The 14,730-nt window shown below is 37.3% G+C and carries 14 protein-coding genes; 6 read left to right on the top strand and 8 right to left on the bottom strand.

Annotation, left to right across the window (positions count from 1 at the left end):
* Positions 1-141: 141 nt before the first annotated feature.
* On the bottom strand, positions 142-426 hold the full coding sequence (locus GMB86_RS08185) for a YlaN family protein (protein WP_155218578.1): 285 nt from the start codon (positions 424-426) through the stop codon (positions 142-144).
* Positions 427-805: 379 nt separating this feature from the next.
* On the opposite strand from GMB86_RS08185, the gene GMB86_RS08180 reads away from it, so the two are divergent.
* Both GMB86_RS08180 and GMB86_RS08175 read left to right on the top strand, forming a co-directional pair.
* Positions 806-1,468 (top strand): YhcN/YlaJ family sporulation lipoprotein, encoded by a 663-nt coding sequence (locus tag GMB86_RS08180; protein ID WP_196220164.1) that lies wholly within the window; start codon positions 806-808, stop codon positions 1,466-1,468.
* Between the two features lie 250 nt (positions 1,469-1,718).
* On the top strand, positions 1,719-1,919 hold the full coding sequence (locus GMB86_RS08175; protein ID WP_155218574.1) for a YlaI family protein: 201 nt from the start codon (positions 1,719-1,721) through the stop codon (positions 1,917-1,919).
* Between the two features lie 136 nt (positions 1,920-2,055).
* Here GMB86_RS08175 and typA read toward each other — a convergent pair whose 3' ends face one another.
* Together typA and GMB86_RS08165 are read right to left on the bottom strand one after the other, a co-directional pair.
* Entirely contained in the window at positions 2,056-3,891 is a 1,836-nt protein-coding gene (typA, locus tag GMB86_RS08170; protein ID WP_155218572.1) for a translational GTPase TypA, read from the bottom strand.
* Positions 3,892-4,136: 245 nt separating this feature from the next.
* Positions 4,137-4,325, bottom strand: a complete 189-nt coding sequence (locus tag GMB86_RS08165; RefSeq protein WP_155218570.1) for a hypothetical protein — start codon at positions 4,323-4,325, stop codon at positions 4,137-4,139.
* A gap of 443 nt (positions 4,326-4,768) precedes the next feature.
* Between GMB86_RS08165 and GMB86_RS08160 the strand changes: the two genes are divergently transcribed.
* A complete protein-coding gene (locus GMB86_RS08160; RefSeq protein WP_155218568.1) occupies positions 4,769-5,434 on the top strand; it encodes a YktB family protein in 666 nt (221 codons plus the stop codon).
* Between the two features lie 272 nt (positions 5,435-5,706).
* Positions 5,707-7,191 carry an aminotransferase class I/II-fold pyridoxal phosphate-dependent enzyme gene (locus GMB86_RS08155; protein WP_155218566.1) on the top strand — a complete coding sequence of 495 codons (1,485 nt, stop codon included), beginning with the start codon at positions 5,707-5,709 and terminating at the stop codon, positions 7,189-7,191.
* A 239-nt stretch (positions 7,192-7,430) separates the two neighbouring features.
* Here the strand turns inward: GMB86_RS08155 and lpdA are convergent, their stop codons facing one another.
* The 4 genes from lpdA to pdhA all read right to left on the bottom strand — a co-directional run bounded on the left by lpdA (position 7,431) and on the right by pdhA (position 12,292).
* The gene (lpdA, locus tag GMB86_RS08150; RefSeq protein ID WP_155218564.1) at positions 7,431-8,840 is read right to left on the bottom strand and encodes a dihydrolipoyl dehydrogenase; all 1,410 of its coding nucleotides are present in this window, start codon (positions 8,838-8,840) and stop codon (positions 7,431-7,433) included.
* A gap of 4 nt (positions 8,841-8,844) precedes the next feature.
* A complete protein-coding gene (locus GMB86_RS08145) occupies positions 8,845-10,140 on the bottom strand; it encodes a dihydrolipoamide acetyltransferase family protein (RefSeq protein WP_155218562.1) in 1,296 nt (431 codons plus the stop codon).
* 85 nt (positions 10,141-10,225) lie between these two features.
* On the bottom strand, positions 10,226-11,203 hold the full coding sequence (locus tag GMB86_RS08140) for an alpha-ketoacid dehydrogenase subunit beta (RefSeq protein ID WP_155218561.1): 978 nt from the start codon (positions 11,201-11,203) through the stop codon (positions 10,226-10,228).
* Positions 11,204-11,206: 3 nt separating this feature from the next.
* Positions 11,207-12,292, bottom strand: coding sequence for a pyruvate dehydrogenase (acetyl-transferring) E1 component subunit alpha (pdhA, locus tag GMB86_RS08135; RefSeq protein WP_155218559.1), 1,086 nt, complete (start codon positions 12,290-12,292; stop codon positions 11,207-11,209).
* 480 nt (positions 12,293-12,772) lie between these two features.
* Between pdhA and def the strand changes: the two genes are divergently transcribed.
* On the top strand, positions 12,773-13,318 hold the full coding sequence (gene def / locus GMB86_RS08130) for a peptide deformylase (protein WP_329602826.1): 546 nt from the start codon (positions 12,773-12,775) through the stop codon (positions 13,316-13,318).
* Between the two features lie 102 nt (positions 13,319-13,420).
* Here def and GMB86_RS08125 read toward each other — a convergent pair whose 3' ends face one another.
* A complete protein-coding gene (locus tag GMB86_RS08125; RefSeq protein ID WP_155218557.1) occupies positions 13,421-14,206 on the bottom strand; it encodes a Cof-type HAD-IIB family hydrolase in 786 nt (261 codons plus the stop codon).
* 313 nt (positions 14,207-14,519) lie between these two features.
* On the opposite strand from GMB86_RS08125, the gene GMB86_RS08120 reads away from it, so the two are divergent.
* A complete protein-coding gene (locus GMB86_RS08120; protein ID WP_155218555.1) occupies positions 14,520-14,729 on the top strand; it encodes a DNA-dependent RNA polymerase subunit epsilon in 210 nt (69 codons plus the stop codon).
* The last annotated feature ends 1 nt before the right edge of the window (position 14,730 follow it).

Here is a 14,730-nt window from a genome sequence, read left to right as displayed (position 1 = left end):
ACGTGTTATCCATTCATTGGATAACAGTTTGATTATGTATAAAACTTCAAGCCCCTATCCTAAATAAATCAACTGTAAGCCTTCATTGATACAAAAAAACCCAAACCATCAATCATAGAAGGAAGATAGTTTGAGCCTTATTTATTTATTTTTCGTTGAAGCCTCATGTAGTGCTGATAATTGCCTTTCTAACGATTCAAGTAATTCTCTTCCCTCTTCGGCTTGAATGAGACCTAATCTAACAGCAAAATCAATTTCTCTTGAAAGGCCAAACATCTGCGTGTCCAAAACTTCCTCGTAAAGAGGACATTGAGGCATGGTTAGGTTTTCCATTTGGACTTCAATAAGTTTTAGGATCTTATGTGCATCAGCTTTAAGTAATTTAAAAGCTATTTCACGGTGGCCTGCTGCCATTTCAGTAGACATTTGATCCCCTCCATCTCAATCACCAAGTTAAATTCATCTTACCTTTAACTACGAGAAAAATCAAGATTTATTCACAAGTTTGATTCAGTTGGGACATTTATCCTGTTTAGATTTCTCTATATAGAATATCCCTATAAAGGAAAGGTTATATTAAGGTGTAACAGCATGAAACTTCGATCTGTGGGGGGTTACTTGATCCTCACTGATTGTTAGTTGGCTTTTACGGGCAGTAATCCCCCACCTAAGAATGCTCGTTTACCCTCATGAACTTGAGGTGTGGGGTTCAATGCTCGCCGTTCATGCGGGATAAATGGGATTCTTAAATTACTTTTTTCTAACTATACGGTCTACAGCGCATGACCTGAAAGGAATAGTTATTATGAAAATAAAAATCACCTTCATTTTTTTTCTAAGTCTAGCGATCGTTTCAGGGTGTTCATTTCATTCACAGACAGAAGAACAAGATTTCTCTAAGAGAGATTCGACAAATCAATCTAAAGTATATCAAATGAACCAAAGCATTGACTATCCTTCTAAAAAACTGTCTAACCAGGATATAGCTCGAAGACTTGTCCACCTTGCTGAACAAACCCCTGATGTAAAAGGAGCCACCGCTGTAATTGTCGGGAAATATGCCGTTGTAGGTTTAACATTAGACAAACACCTTGATCGAACCCGTGTAGGTACTGTAAAATACACCGTTTCACAAGCCATAAAAAATGATCCATATGGAGCAAATGCTGTTATAACGAGCAATCCTGATGTTATTGAACGTCTAAATGAAATCGGTCAAGCCTTCAAAAAAGGACGCCCTATTTCAGGAATAGCAAATGAATTAGCCGATGTTGTCGAGAGAGTTATACCAGAATTTACGAAGAATGTAAAAGACCATCAGAATCAAAATAAACCAAGTAAATTAAACCAAAAACAAAATAATCATCAAGTACCTGCCCAAAAAGAAAAGCAGCATCAACAACCTGAAAATCATGATCAAAAAGAAAAAATCAAAGAACAGCAAAAAAAAGAAATACACCAATCATAGAGCGAGACTTAAATCCATGGGGTTCTTTTGTCCCATGGATTATTAGCGAAACCAGGATACTATTTGTATGATCCCATCATTTGTTCCATTTCCTTCATCTATTAACTCTACGTATGGCTAAAACATGAGAAACCATACATTAAATGGTATAATGAGGTCACGTCCCTTTTTAATCACTTCTTAGTGTGAAAATTTTAAAGAAAAGAGGTGACTTCTGCAAAGGTCTAATGGACTTATTGCAGCTGCCATTATGCGTGTAAAATGTATTATATGTGAAAAAATAGTGATGTTAGATGATGATTCACCTCTTGCTAAAAGATTAAGAAATCGCCCGATCCATACCTATACTTGCGATGAATGTTATACCCGAATAGGTGAAAGAACGCGTGAAAGATGGGCAACAGGCAAATTCACTCTACATTTACCTTCATTGAACAAAAAATCAAAATGAATTCACATAAAAATATGTAACGATCCCCAAGATAGTTTGTCTAGTCTAAAAATTAATACCCTCTTTCTTACTCGTTATTTAAGAAAAACACTTAAAAAAGCCATGCTATAAAATAGCATGGCTTTTTTATTTATCTTTATTTAGTAATTTTATTTCTTTTTCCTGCACGTTCACGTTCTGCTTTATTAAGAATTTTTTTACGCATTCTAACATTTTCTGGCGTAATTTCACAATACTCATCATCATTCAAATAAGCAAGTGAATCTTCTAGTGAAAGCTTTCTTGATGTTTTTAATGTTGTCGTTTGATCTTTATTAGATGACCGCACGTTGGTTTGTTGTTTGGCTTTTGTAACATTAACGGTTAAATCATTTTCACGGTTATGTTCACCAACAATCATACCTTCGTACACTTGAGTACCGGGATCAATAAACATGACGCCACGGTCTTCCAGTTGGCCTAAGGCATACGCTGTTGTTTGACCTGTTTCCATGGCTACAAGTACACCTTGACGGCGTCCACCTATAATTTCTTTCACCATTGGAGCGAAGTGATCAAAACTGTGGTTCATAATCCCATATCCTCGAGTTTCAGTTAAGAAATCACGACGATACCCAATAAGTCCACGTGATGGGATCATAAATTCAAGACGGCTTTGTCCGCCTTCTTGTTGTTCCATGTTCAAAAGCTCAGCTTTACGCTTACCTAACGATTCAATGACTGACCCAACATGTTCTTCAGGGACGTCAATTTGGACATGCTCGTATGGTTCGCATTGCTTGCCATCAATTTCTTTAATAATAACCTGTGGTTTAGATACGGCAAGTTCATAACCTTCACGGCGCATGTTTTCAATAAGAATAGATAAGTGTAATTCTCCACGACCTGCAACGATCCATTGATCTGGAGACTCGGTATTTTCCACTTTCAAACTAACATCGCGTTCCATCTCAGCTTTAAGTCTTTCATCTAATTTACGACTTGTAATATATTTACCTTCCCGACCTGCAAACGGGCTTGTATTAACAACGAAGGTCATTTGCAAGGTTGGTTCATCAATTTTTAACACTGGAAGAGGATCAATATCATTAACATTATTAATGGTATCTCCTATATTAATATCTTCAACACCTGTGATGGCTATAATATCTCCGGCCACAGCTTCCTCGATTTCAACACGTTTCAAAGCAAAATAGCCAAATAATTTTGTGACTCTAAAGTTTTCAACCGATCCATCTGCTTTAACAAGTGCAGCTTGGTCACCAACTTTAATTTTCCCTCTGTAAATCCGTCCAATTCCTATACGTCCAACATAGTCGTTATAATCGAGCATGGTCACTTGAAACTGAAGACTTTCATCACGATTATCAACAGGTGCTGGAACATGTTCAAGAATCGTATCAAAAACGACGGTCATATCTTGATCAACATGTTCTGGATCAAGACCAGCCACTCCATTAATCGCTGATGTATAGACAACTGGAAATTCAAGTTGATCTTCATCAGCGCCAAGATCAATAAATAAATCGATTACTTCATCAATAACCGCTTCGGGGCGTGCCATTGGTTTATCGATTTTATTCACCACAACAATTGGTTTTAATTTTTGTTCTAAAGCTTTTTTTAATACAAAGCGTGTTTGCGGCATACAACCTTCATATGCATCAACAAGAAGTAGAACGCCATCTACCATTTTCATAATACGTTCAACTTCGCCGCCAAAATCAGCGTGCCCAGGGGTGTCTACGATATTTATTTTAGAGTCCTTATAACGTAAACTCGTATTCTTAGCTAAGATCGTAATCCCGCGTTCTCTCTCAATATCATTTGAGTCCATTGCTCTTTCATTTACATGCTGATTATCGCGAAAAGTTCCAGATTGCATTAACAACTTATCAACAAGAGTTGTTTTACCATGGTCAACGTGTGCAATAATAGCAATATTTCGTAATTCGTTTCTCAGTTTGGTCATATTATATTAACTCTCCTCATCGTTACACTAAACTACAAAATTATAACACATTATACAATGAATTAATAGTTAAATTAAAAAAACATAACATACGATTATTTTTTACATCTTATATATTGGTCATTCCTATGTTAAAAGGGGTATTATTATTATTTATTGTTATCCCCTTTTATTCAATTATTAAACGTTAAAAATTTTTTATGTATACGTCGTCCCCAATAAAAAACCTCCCCTAAGGAAGGCTTTTAAGCTTCTAACTGAATCATTTCTTGTCTTAATTTCTCGAGTCTAGCTTTGCAACGAGTAATTTCTTTATCATTTTTGGTTAATATTGCATGGTGTAGTGTTGCCAATTCATAATCAATTTCTAACTTTACCACTGGAATTCTTTTCTCAGCATCATTTCGTTTTAATGTTTGAATGACCTGCTTCATGGTAACCTACACATCCTTTTAATAATATATTTTCCATTAGATGGATCGATCCACATCTAACTAAATCTTCTGACATATCAAAGGGTTTATGTAACATACTATGATGGTTTGAGGTGTTATGCAACAACTATTGAATGACTTGTTACGTTTATTCCCTTTGTTTTGTGATCATTAAACATTTTTCTAAAATAGATGCATATTTCTTTTTTTCTGTTATGATATCAATGAAGAATATTGTTAACGCTAAAGCCAACATTGGATATCATATGTTGAAGTTATTTCACATACATTAAACATGTTCGTGTTGTTTATGAAAATAAATTGACGGATAAAATAGAGTGAAGCTGTTATTTACATTATCCAAAGGAACCTACTAAAGTTTCCAAACTTTAGCATTAAACACATATTTGATCCATCATGCAGCTTTTTAAGGAGTGTCAAGATTGCCAACGAGTTTTAAAACTTTTAGTGAACTGGATTTTAATGTTTTTTCGATCCAAGGACTTGAGCCTAGAATGACGGCTATTCAAAATCTTATACAACCTAAATTTCAACAATTAGCAGACGAGATAGCCCCCTTCCTCTCGAATAGTACAGGTGACGAGATGATTCCACATATAGCTAAACATGCAAGAAGAACGGTCAATCCACCAGAAGATACTTGGGTTGCGTTTGCAAATAATCGTAGAGGGTATAAAAAGCTCCCTCATTTTCAAATTGGTTTGTGGGAAACTCACGTATTTGTTTGGTTTGCTGTTATTTACGAATCACCGATTAAAGTTTCATTTTCTAATAGACTAAATGAACAAATTGATGACCTTTATAAGCATATCCCAGATCATTTTAGTTGGTCCGTGGATCATACAAAACCCACTGTCATCCACCATGGTGATATGAATAAAAGTCAACTTCAGAAGATGATAGAACGATTAGGCACAATAAAGAAATCAGAACTTCTTTGCGGTGTGACATTACCTAAAAATGACGTCATCACGTTATCTAGTGAACAATTCATTAAGAAGTGTGAAGCGGTGTTTCAGGTATTGATGCCTTTATACAAAGTTGCAAAAACGTGTGAATCGCTTGTTGAATCACCTTTTTCGTATTAATGATAGTTTAAACTTATGATCAAAACCGTGAGATTATGTATGTTATTTGTAAGACCAATAAAAAGGGTCAAGGATATGTTGTTCCTTATATAAAACAATAATTAACAAGCCTTGCCTTCAACATGTAAAGAATTAGTCGTTACATAAATAAAGTGAAGCTGCGGGCAGTTATCCCCAGCTAGAAGACTTTATCTTGGGTGGGGCTTTACTCGCCGATAATGCGGCATAAACTCTATAATAACTTTTCAATAAAAGAATTGAGGTGCTAATGATTGAATCAAAACGAAACACCCTTATTTACCGGGCTTCTTAACTATACGAAAGAATCACCGACTCAATTTCATATTCCTGGCCATAAAAGAGGAAAAGGAATGGATCCCGAGTTTAGACATTTCATTGGCGAAAATGCGTTATCTATAGATCTCATAAATATCGCTCCACTGGATGATTTACATCAGCCGCATGGTATGATTAAACAAGCTGAAGAATTAGCAGCAAATGCCTTTGGGGCAGATGCCACTTTTTTCTCTGTCCAAGGCACGAGCGGAGCAATTATGGCCATGGTGTTAAGTGTATGCTCACCAGGAGATAAAATTTTTGTTCCTCGTAACGTTCATAAGTCTGTCATTTCAGCCATTATTTTTTCAGGGGCTATCCCTGTCTTTATCTATCCAGAAATTGATCACGAACTCGGAATCGCGCATGGTATTACGACAGATGCCGTTCAAAAGGCTATTACACAACATCCAGATGCAAAAGCGCTTCTTGTCATTAATCCTACCTATTTTGGAATTGTTTCAGATCTTGAAGCGATTGTAGCACTCGCTCATGAACATACCCTTCCAGTCCTTGTTGATGAGGCGCACGGGGTTCATATACATTTCCATGATTCATTGCCTAAATCAGCCATGCAGGCTGGTGCTGATATGGCAGCCACCAGTGTTCACAAATTAGGTGGATCTCTTACTCAAAGTTCCGTTCTTAACGTTAAAGAAGGGTTGGTATCTGTTGATAGGGTGCAAGCAATGCTAAGTATGCTCACTACAACGTCTACATCGTACTTACTACTTGCCTCACTAGACGTCGCAAGAAGATATCTTGTAACGGATGGGTATCAAGAATTATCACGAATCATTCAAATTTCAAATGAAACGCGTGATAAAATTAATAACATTAAAGGGTTATATTGTGTGGGAAAAGAAATCTTAGGAACTCAAGCAACGTATAATCTTGATCCCACAAAACTACTGATTTCCGTAAAACAATTGGGTATTACAGGATATGAGGCTGAAGGATGGCTTAGAGAAAATTATCATATCGAGGTAGAATTATCGGACTTATATAATATTCTATGTATTATTACACCAGGGGATGACTCAACAACGGTTCAAAAATTAGTAAATGCCTGTCAGTCGTTAGCTGACGTTGTCTATCAAATCTCTAAGCAGTCTGGACATATACCAAAACAACTTCCTGTCCATGTACCTGAGATGCCACAATTAGCAATGTCTCCTAGAGATGCTTTTTATGCCGAAACAGAAAGTGTTCCTTTTTGGGAATCTGAAGGACGGATTTCGACTGAAATCATGATGGTTTATCCACCAGGAATACCTATATTCACACCTGGCGAAATTATAACTAAAGAGAATTTGGACTATATTGAAGAAAATATTGAAGCAGGACTTCCAGTACAAGGACCTGAAGACCCAACACTTCAACATATTAGAGTCGTTAAAATTATCGAACCCATTCATTAATGAATGGGTTTTTATTTTATCCCGCCTTAACGGGCAGTAAAGACCCCCACCTCAAGATTCTGAGTATTCAAAGAAGATAGGTGGGGGATCAACTGCCCGTAAAGGCCCGATTGGTTCAGCTAACCATCAGTGGGGGATGAAGAACCCCCCACTGATGGAAGCTTCACTTTATACTATTTCTGTATAAGAAAAAAAGATCTATTCCAAAGATAAATCTCTTAGAATAGATCTTTTTTATATTATTTTGCAATATGAATCGGCATACCTAGGGCTACCTCAGCTGTTTCCATTGTCATTTCTCCTAACGTTGGGTGGGCATGAATCGTAAGCGCAATATCTTCTGCAGTAATACCCGCTTCAATGGCTAAACCGAGTTCAGCGATCATATCACTCGCCCCTGTGCCTACAATTTGAGCACCCAGGATTAATCCATCTTCTTTTCGTGTGATGAGTTTGGTAAATCCTTCAGTTGCATCAAGTGATAATGCACGCCCATTTGCAGCAAAAGGAAATTGTCCAACTTGAACATCGTAGCCTTGCTCTTTCGCTTCTGATTCTGATAATCCAACGGTCGCTATTTCAGGTTCAGAAAATACAACTGATGGGATGGCTAAATAGTCTATTTCTGATGCTTGACCACTTATGGCTTCTGCGGCCACCTTAGCTTCATATGATGCTTTGTGAGCAAGTGCTGGGCCTGCCACAACATCACCAATAGCAAAAATGTGACTGACATTCGTTCTTCCTTGCTTATCTACTTTGATCAAGCCTCGTTCGGTCATTTCAACTCCAGCCATATCCAGTCCGAGTTCTGCCGTATTCGGTTTACGTCCTACTGTTACTAGAAGATAATCTGCATCGATTTTTACTTCTTCACCTTTAATTTCGGCTGTTACGGTCACGCCATTAGGTGATTCAACGACACCTTGTGCAAGGGCTTCGGTATGAATGACAACCCCTTTTTTCTTAAGATTCTTTTTCACGATCGCACTCAATTTCTTTTCAAACAGAGGCAAAATAGATTTACTACCTTCCAAGATGACAACTTCTGTTCCAAATCCTGCAAAGGCCGTGCTGAGTTCAACACCTATATAGCCCCCACCAATGACGACAATCTTGTTTGGGCGCTCTTTAATAGCCAAAGCACCTGTCGATGATAGAACACGATCACTCCATTTGAAATTTGGAAGTTCAATTGGGCTTGAACCGGTTGCAATGATACAATTATTAAATTTATATCGAGTCGACTCATAACCGTGATTCACTCTCACTTCATCAGGCTCAACAAATAAGGCTTCCCCCTCAACAACTTCCACCTTATTTGCCTTTAATAAACCAGCAACACCTGATGTGAGTTTATTAACGACAGAGCCTTTCCATTCTTGAAGCTTGGCAAAATCAATTTGAACATTTTCTGTTGTGATTCCCATGACTTCTGATTCTTTGGCTTGTTCATAACGATGACTTGCATTGAGCAATGCTTTTGATGGAATACATCCGACGTTGAGACATACACCGCCAAGATGTTCTTTCTCAATGATGATAACCTTTTGACCTAGTTGTGCTGCTCGAATAGCAGCCACATAGCCTCCTGGTCCGGCACCTATAACAACTGTATCTACTTCTGTAGTAAATTCACCAACAACCATTTCCTCATCCCTCCAAGATTAAGCGTTGTGGATCATTAAGTAATCTCTTTATTTTATTCATCGCATATTGGGCTGTAGCACCATCAATAATACGATGATCAAAACTTAATGATAAGGCAATAACAGGTCTTACGACAACTTCACCATTTTCAACAACGGGTTTCTCTGTAATACGCCCAATACCTAATATTGCTACCTCTGGATGATTAATAACTGGTGTAAACCATTGTCCGCCGGCAGATCCAATATTGGTAATTGTGCATGTACCACCTTTCATATCACCAGAAGCTAATTTGCCTTCCCTAGCTTTTGATGCATAATCACTAATCTCCGTTGCGAGTTGATACATTGATTTTCGATCTGCATCTTTAATAACAGGGACAAATAATCCTTGATCCGTATCAGTTGCTATACCAATGTTGTAATAATGTTTATACACAACTTCTTCATTAGCATCGTCGATTGATGCATTAAGCACTGGAAACTCTCTCAAGGCAGCAACGAGTGCTTTGATAACATATGGGAGATAAGTTAATTTTATGCCTAGTTCAGCAGCTTCTCCTTTAAAAGTTTTTCGATGGGCCACAGTCTTACTAACATCAACTTCATCCATTAACGTAACATGTGGTGCTGTATGTTTTGAGTGAACCATGGCTTTTGATATTGCTTTACGAATTCCTTTTAAAGGTTCACGTGATTCACGTTGAGTTTGATTAAAACTAGGTGTTTGGGTTACCGTTTCTTGTTCTGAATTCTCATCACGTGTCACTGGAGATGACACTTGTTCTTCAATATCAGCTGGATGTTCAGGTGTTGATCCACCCTCTATAAAGAGATCAATGTCGTCTTTTAATATTCTTCCGTGATTTCCTGTACCTTGAACATTAGAGATATTAACACCATTATCTCTCGCATATTTCCTTACAGATGGCATCGCAATAACCCGTTTTTGCTCTGCACCCTTGTCCTCTGCAGGGGCAGCAGGACTTTTCACATCAGCAACTTCAGTCACAGGAGTTTCCGCGTCAGGTGCTTCAGATGGTTCTTCACTCTCTTCATAGCCCTCTGCGTCTATCGTAACAACAACGGTCCCTACTTCAACAGTAACACCTTCATCGACTTTAACTTCTAATATTTTACCATCAACAGGAGAAGGAATTTCAACAACGGCTTTATCATTTTGTACCTCTGCTAAAATATCATCTTCCTTTACTTCATCTCCTGGTTTTACGAACCATTTTACAATTTCACCTTCATGAATACCTTCACCAATGTCTGGTAACTTAAACTCATAAGCCAAGTCTTTAGCCCCCTTTTTCATTCTGTTCTGCATGCTTAAAAATTAGAGTGAATCACAAATAAGCACCTAGATTCACTCTCAGAGTTTAATAATTTAAAGTTGCTTTTACTTTTTCTACGACATCCTTTTCATTTGGCAACCAAACATTTTCGGCCGCAGCAAATGGGAAAACAGTATCAGGGGCTGTCACACGACCGACGGGTGCTTCTAATGAGAGAATTGCTCGATCATTAATCTCAGCAATGACCGCCGAAGCCACCCCCGCTTGTTTTTGAGCCTCTTGAACAACAACAGCATGATTGGTTTTTTCTATCGATTGAACGATTGTATCGACATCAATTGGATTGACCGTTCTTAGATCGATGACCTCAACATCGATATTTTCTTTAGCTAGAAGTTCGGCTGCCTTTAGTGATGTTTTTACCATCGCACCATATGTAATAATCGTGAGGTCTTTTCCTTCACGGACAACGTTTGCTTTGCCTAGTTCTATCGTATAGGCTTCTTCCGGTACTTCGCCTCGAAACGAACGATACAATTTCATATGCTCTAAAAAGATAACAGGATCATTATCACGAATAGAAGCAATCAAAAGACCTTTGGCGTCGTAAGGGGTTGATGGAATAACCACCTTAACGCCTGGTGTTTGATAAAAAAGACCCTCGAGACTATCCGCATGGAGCTCCGGTGTTTTTACTCCCCCACCAAAAGGTGAACGTATGGTAACTGGGGCATTGTATTTTCCACCAGACCGATAGCGCAAACGAGCCATTTGTGCTGCTACACTATCCATTGCTTCAAATACAAAGCCGAAAAATTGGATCTCCATAACTGGACGATAGTTTTCCATTGTTAAACCTAAGGCAAGTCCACCAATTCCTGACTCAGCTAAGGGCGTATCAAATACTCTTTCCTCGCCAAATTCATCAAATAATCCTTCAGTTGCTCTGAAGACACCACCGTTTTTCCCTACATCTTCACCAAAAACAAGCACATTTTCATCACGTTTGAGCTCAGTACGAAGCGCATCAGTGATAGCTTGAATCATTGTCATTTGTGCCATAGGTTATTTCGACTCCTTCTTGCGGTATTCTTCTAATTGTTCTTGTAAGTTCTGTGGAAGATTTTCATACATGTTGTTTATTAAGTCACTTACTTTTTGTTTAGGAATTTGATCTGCTTCTTTTAATGCTTTCTTTATGTCTTCTTTCGCTGTTTCCACAACTTCATCTTCTATTTCTTTAGACCACAAGCCTTTATTCTCTAAATAGATCCTAAAACGTACGAGAGGGTCTTTTAACTCCCATTCACTATCTAGATCTTCTGTACGGTACCGTGTTGGATCATCTCCAGCCATGGTATGTGGACCATACCGATAGGTTAATGTTTCAATGAGGGTAGGACCTTCCCCGTTAATGGCACGCTCTCTCGCATTTTTTGCTGCGGCATACACAGCTAACGGATCCATTCCATCGACTTGGATACCTTTAATTCCTGCAGCAACGGCTTTCTGGGCCAATGTCTTTGTAGCTGATTGTTTTTCAACAGGAACAGAAATAGCAAAACGATTGTTTTGGCTGATAAAAACAGCAGGTACATTGAACGCTCCAGCGAAGTTCAATCCTTCATAAAAGTCTCCTTGAGAGGTTGCACCATCTCCAAAGTATGTAAAAGCAACATTTTTCTTACCGCGTTTTTTTAAGCCAAGAGCAACCCCAGCTGTTTGAGTACATTGAGCAGCAATGATGATTTGTGGCATGAGTGTATAGACATCATCTGGAATTTTCCCGCCTTCAAAATGTCCTCTTGAATACAAGAACGTTTTGACAAGTGGTAAGCCGTGCCAGACCATTTGAGGAATATCTCGATAAGATGGTAATAACCAATCCTCTTTTTCCATAGCAAATTCGCTTGCTAGCATAGAAGCTTCTTGTCCAGCGACCGGTGCATAGAAACCGAGGCGACCTTGCCGGTTTAATGAAATTGCCCGTTGATCCCATATACGTGTATAAACCATTCTTTTCATTAATTCTTTTAATTCATCATCAGATAATTGTGGATCAGCGCTTTTATTTACAATTTCTCCTTTTACGTTGAGAATTTGTAGAGTCTCGAATTGTTCTTCAATCGTTTGTTCAAGATTAGTGGTCAATTCTTTCACCTCTTCCTTCCAATAAAAAATGACTTACCGTTTCTTTCAAATTTAATTTTATTATTGTCTATTCATTATGAATAACAAAACTTGAATGTACGACCTAAACTTTGATTACAACTCGTTAATTCTATCTATCATTACTTTATTAACTTGCAGAATAAATACGCGATCTCACATTCATCCATTTTTTAAATGCTAATTTTGAAAACGCATACTTAAATAGAATGGCAAGTTCAGTTTATACTAATTGGATGTTTTAAGTCAATTAATAGTGTCAAAATTGTGGATAAAACGATCGTTTATTCCTCACTACCATGAAGGTATTATAAAGACCTTCGAAGACATATAAAATATTTTACATATTAAAATCCAATTTTGAAATGAAATATGTCCTTTAGGTTATTATTACTTCCCTGACTAAAGTTATGCTAAACTATACCTATAACTAAGTGAATACTGTAATTAGGAGTGTTGAATGTGTTAACAATGGATGATATTGTTCGAGAAGGGAATCCCATATTAAGAGCTGTGGCACAAGAAGTAGTGATGCCGCCGACTCATGAGGAAAAAGAAACTTTGAAAAAAATGCGGGAATTTCTGATTAATAGCCAAGACGATGAAATTGCTGAAAAATATAAATTACGCGCTGGCATAGGACTTGCTGCACCTCAAATTGGAATTAGCAAACGAATGATCGCCGTCTATATTCCTGAAGAAGACAAAATTCATGATTATACCTTGTTTAATCCCAAAATTATTAGCCACTCCGTTGAAAACACCTATCTAGAAGGTGGCGAAGGATGTTTATCCGTTGATCGAGAAGTCCCCGGCTATGTTCCACGACATGCCAGAGTCAAAGTAAAAGCATACAATATCGATGGAAAAGAAATAACGTTAAAATTAAAAGGATTACCTGCTATTGCTATTCAACATGAGATAGACCATTTAGATGGTATTATGTTTTATGATCACATTAATAAAGAAAATCCTTTTGCCATCCCAGATCATTGTCCGACAAATTAATATTGAAAAAGGGCTACGATCCGTAGCCCTTTTATTAATTTCCGATTCAATTTAAACGTTTCACCAAAAGCGATATGTTTTGCATTTATTTAATTTAGAGATTTAAAGTAAACCAGCTTTTTCTAATCCAAAAACAATACCATCTTGATCTACAGGCTTTGTTACCCAGCTTGCTACTTTTTTCGTTTCTTCCTCGGCGTTTCCCATGGCTATTCCTTGACCCACGTAACTTAGCATCTCTCGGTCATTTAAACCGTCGCCAAAGGCGTAAGATTGCTCTACATTAAGGTTTAAAAGTTTTAATAGTTGCTTTATCCCATTTGCTTTAGAACCATTTGAAGGAAGTACATCAACAGAGCACGGATGCCAACGAACAAAATTGAAATCAGGATACATCTTTGGGTAATTCATGTTTTGATCTTCTGTATAGAATAACAGAGCTTGGTAAATGTCATTCTCTTGATGAAAGACCTGCACATTATCGTTACTAGGAAAGTCTTTAATGCGCAAACTTTTTATCCCTTCTATAACATACGGATGTTCAATTGACTCCGTCTTCATCGTCTCTTCGTTTTGAAAAATGATCGGATGTTCATTCGCCAATGCTTGTTTTGCCAGGTGGAATAATGCTTTTTTATTTAAGGGATTCTTATAAACGACCTCATTGTTGTGGACAACATATTGGCCATTAAAACTGACATATGTATGAATATTTAACTCGTCACGTAGATCTTTAAACATAAATGGGGCTCGTCCCGTTGCAATAGCGGTCACTATACCCATGTTTTGCAACTCAAAAATCGCTTTTTTCGTCGATTCAGGGATTTTTTTTTCAAAGTCATATATGGTTCCATCAATATCAAAGAAAACAATCTTCTCATTAGTCATGTTTAAACTCCTTCCATTTTACTCTAGTATTAGAATAACATATGCTACTTATTAAAACGATTTATTTTGTCAAAACTAGAGAATGGGTTTAATGACATGATGAAGAGGTTTCTCCCGTTCAGTGTCCTATTTAGTCTCTATTCCTCTTACCTCACGCTGAAACTATGAGGCTCAATTTTAAGATAGTTGTTTATTTATACCTTTATAAAGGAATAAATTTCTAGAGGTTGGATAGAAATAAATGAAAAAACATAGGATTTCATTTATAATGGTATATAGAGCTAGTATCGAGCACATAAGGAGAGAAAAGAAAATGATCTTTAAAGTATTGTATCAAGCATCCAAAACTGAAGTTCCAATTAGAGAAAATACCAAAACAATGTATATCGAAGGTGAAAATGAAAGTGATGTACGTGAAAAATTAGCAGAGCGACCTTATAATATTGAATTCGTCCAACCTATTAGCGGCGCATTCCTTGAATATGAGAAAAACTCTGACACTTATCAATTGGAGAAGATATAGC

The sequence above is a fragment of the Terrilactibacillus tamarindi genome (genome assembly GCF_009718825.1).
GTDB classification, from domain to species: Bacteria; Bacillota; Bacilli; order Bacillales; family Sporolactobacillaceae; genus Terrilactibacillus; species Terrilactibacillus tamarindi.
The sequence above is the reverse complement of the archived record's forward strand: the minus strand, read 5'-3'. Positions and strand labels throughout refer to the sequence as shown.

Coding starts and splice junctions, on each gene's coding strand:
- GMB86_RS08185 (WP_155218578.1), bottom strand. CDS start 426: ATGTCTACTGAAATGGCAGCAGGCCACCGTGAAATAGCTTTTAAATTA.
- GMB86_RS08180 (WP_196220164.1), top strand. CDS start 806: ATGAAAATAAAAATCACCTTCATTTTTTTTCTAAGTCTAGCGATCGTT.
- GMB86_RS08175 (WP_155218574.1), top strand. CDS start 1,719: ATGCGTGTAAAATGTATTATATGTGAAAAAATAGTGATGTTAGATGAT.
- typA (WP_155218572.1), bottom strand. CDS start 3,891: ATGACCAAACTGAGAAACGAATTACGAAATATTGCTATTATTGCACAC.
- GMB86_RS08165 (WP_155218570.1), bottom strand. CDS start 4,325: ATGAAGCAGGTCATTCAAACATTAAAACGAAATGATGCTGAGAAAAGA.
- lpdA (WP_155218564.1), bottom strand. CDS start 8,840: ATGGTTGTTGGTGAATTTACTACAGAAGTAGATACAGTTGTTATAGGT.
- GMB86_RS08140 (WP_155218561.1), bottom strand. CDS start 11,203: ATGGCACAAATGACAATGATTCAAGCTATCACTGATGCGCTTCGTACT.
- GMB86_RS08125 (WP_155218557.1), bottom strand. CDS start 14,206: ATGACTAATGAGAAGATTGTTTTCTTTGATATTGATGGAACCATATAT.
- GMB86_RS08120 (WP_155218555.1), top strand. CDS start 14,520: ATGATCTTTAAAGTATTGTATCAAGCATCCAAAACTGAAGTTCCAATT.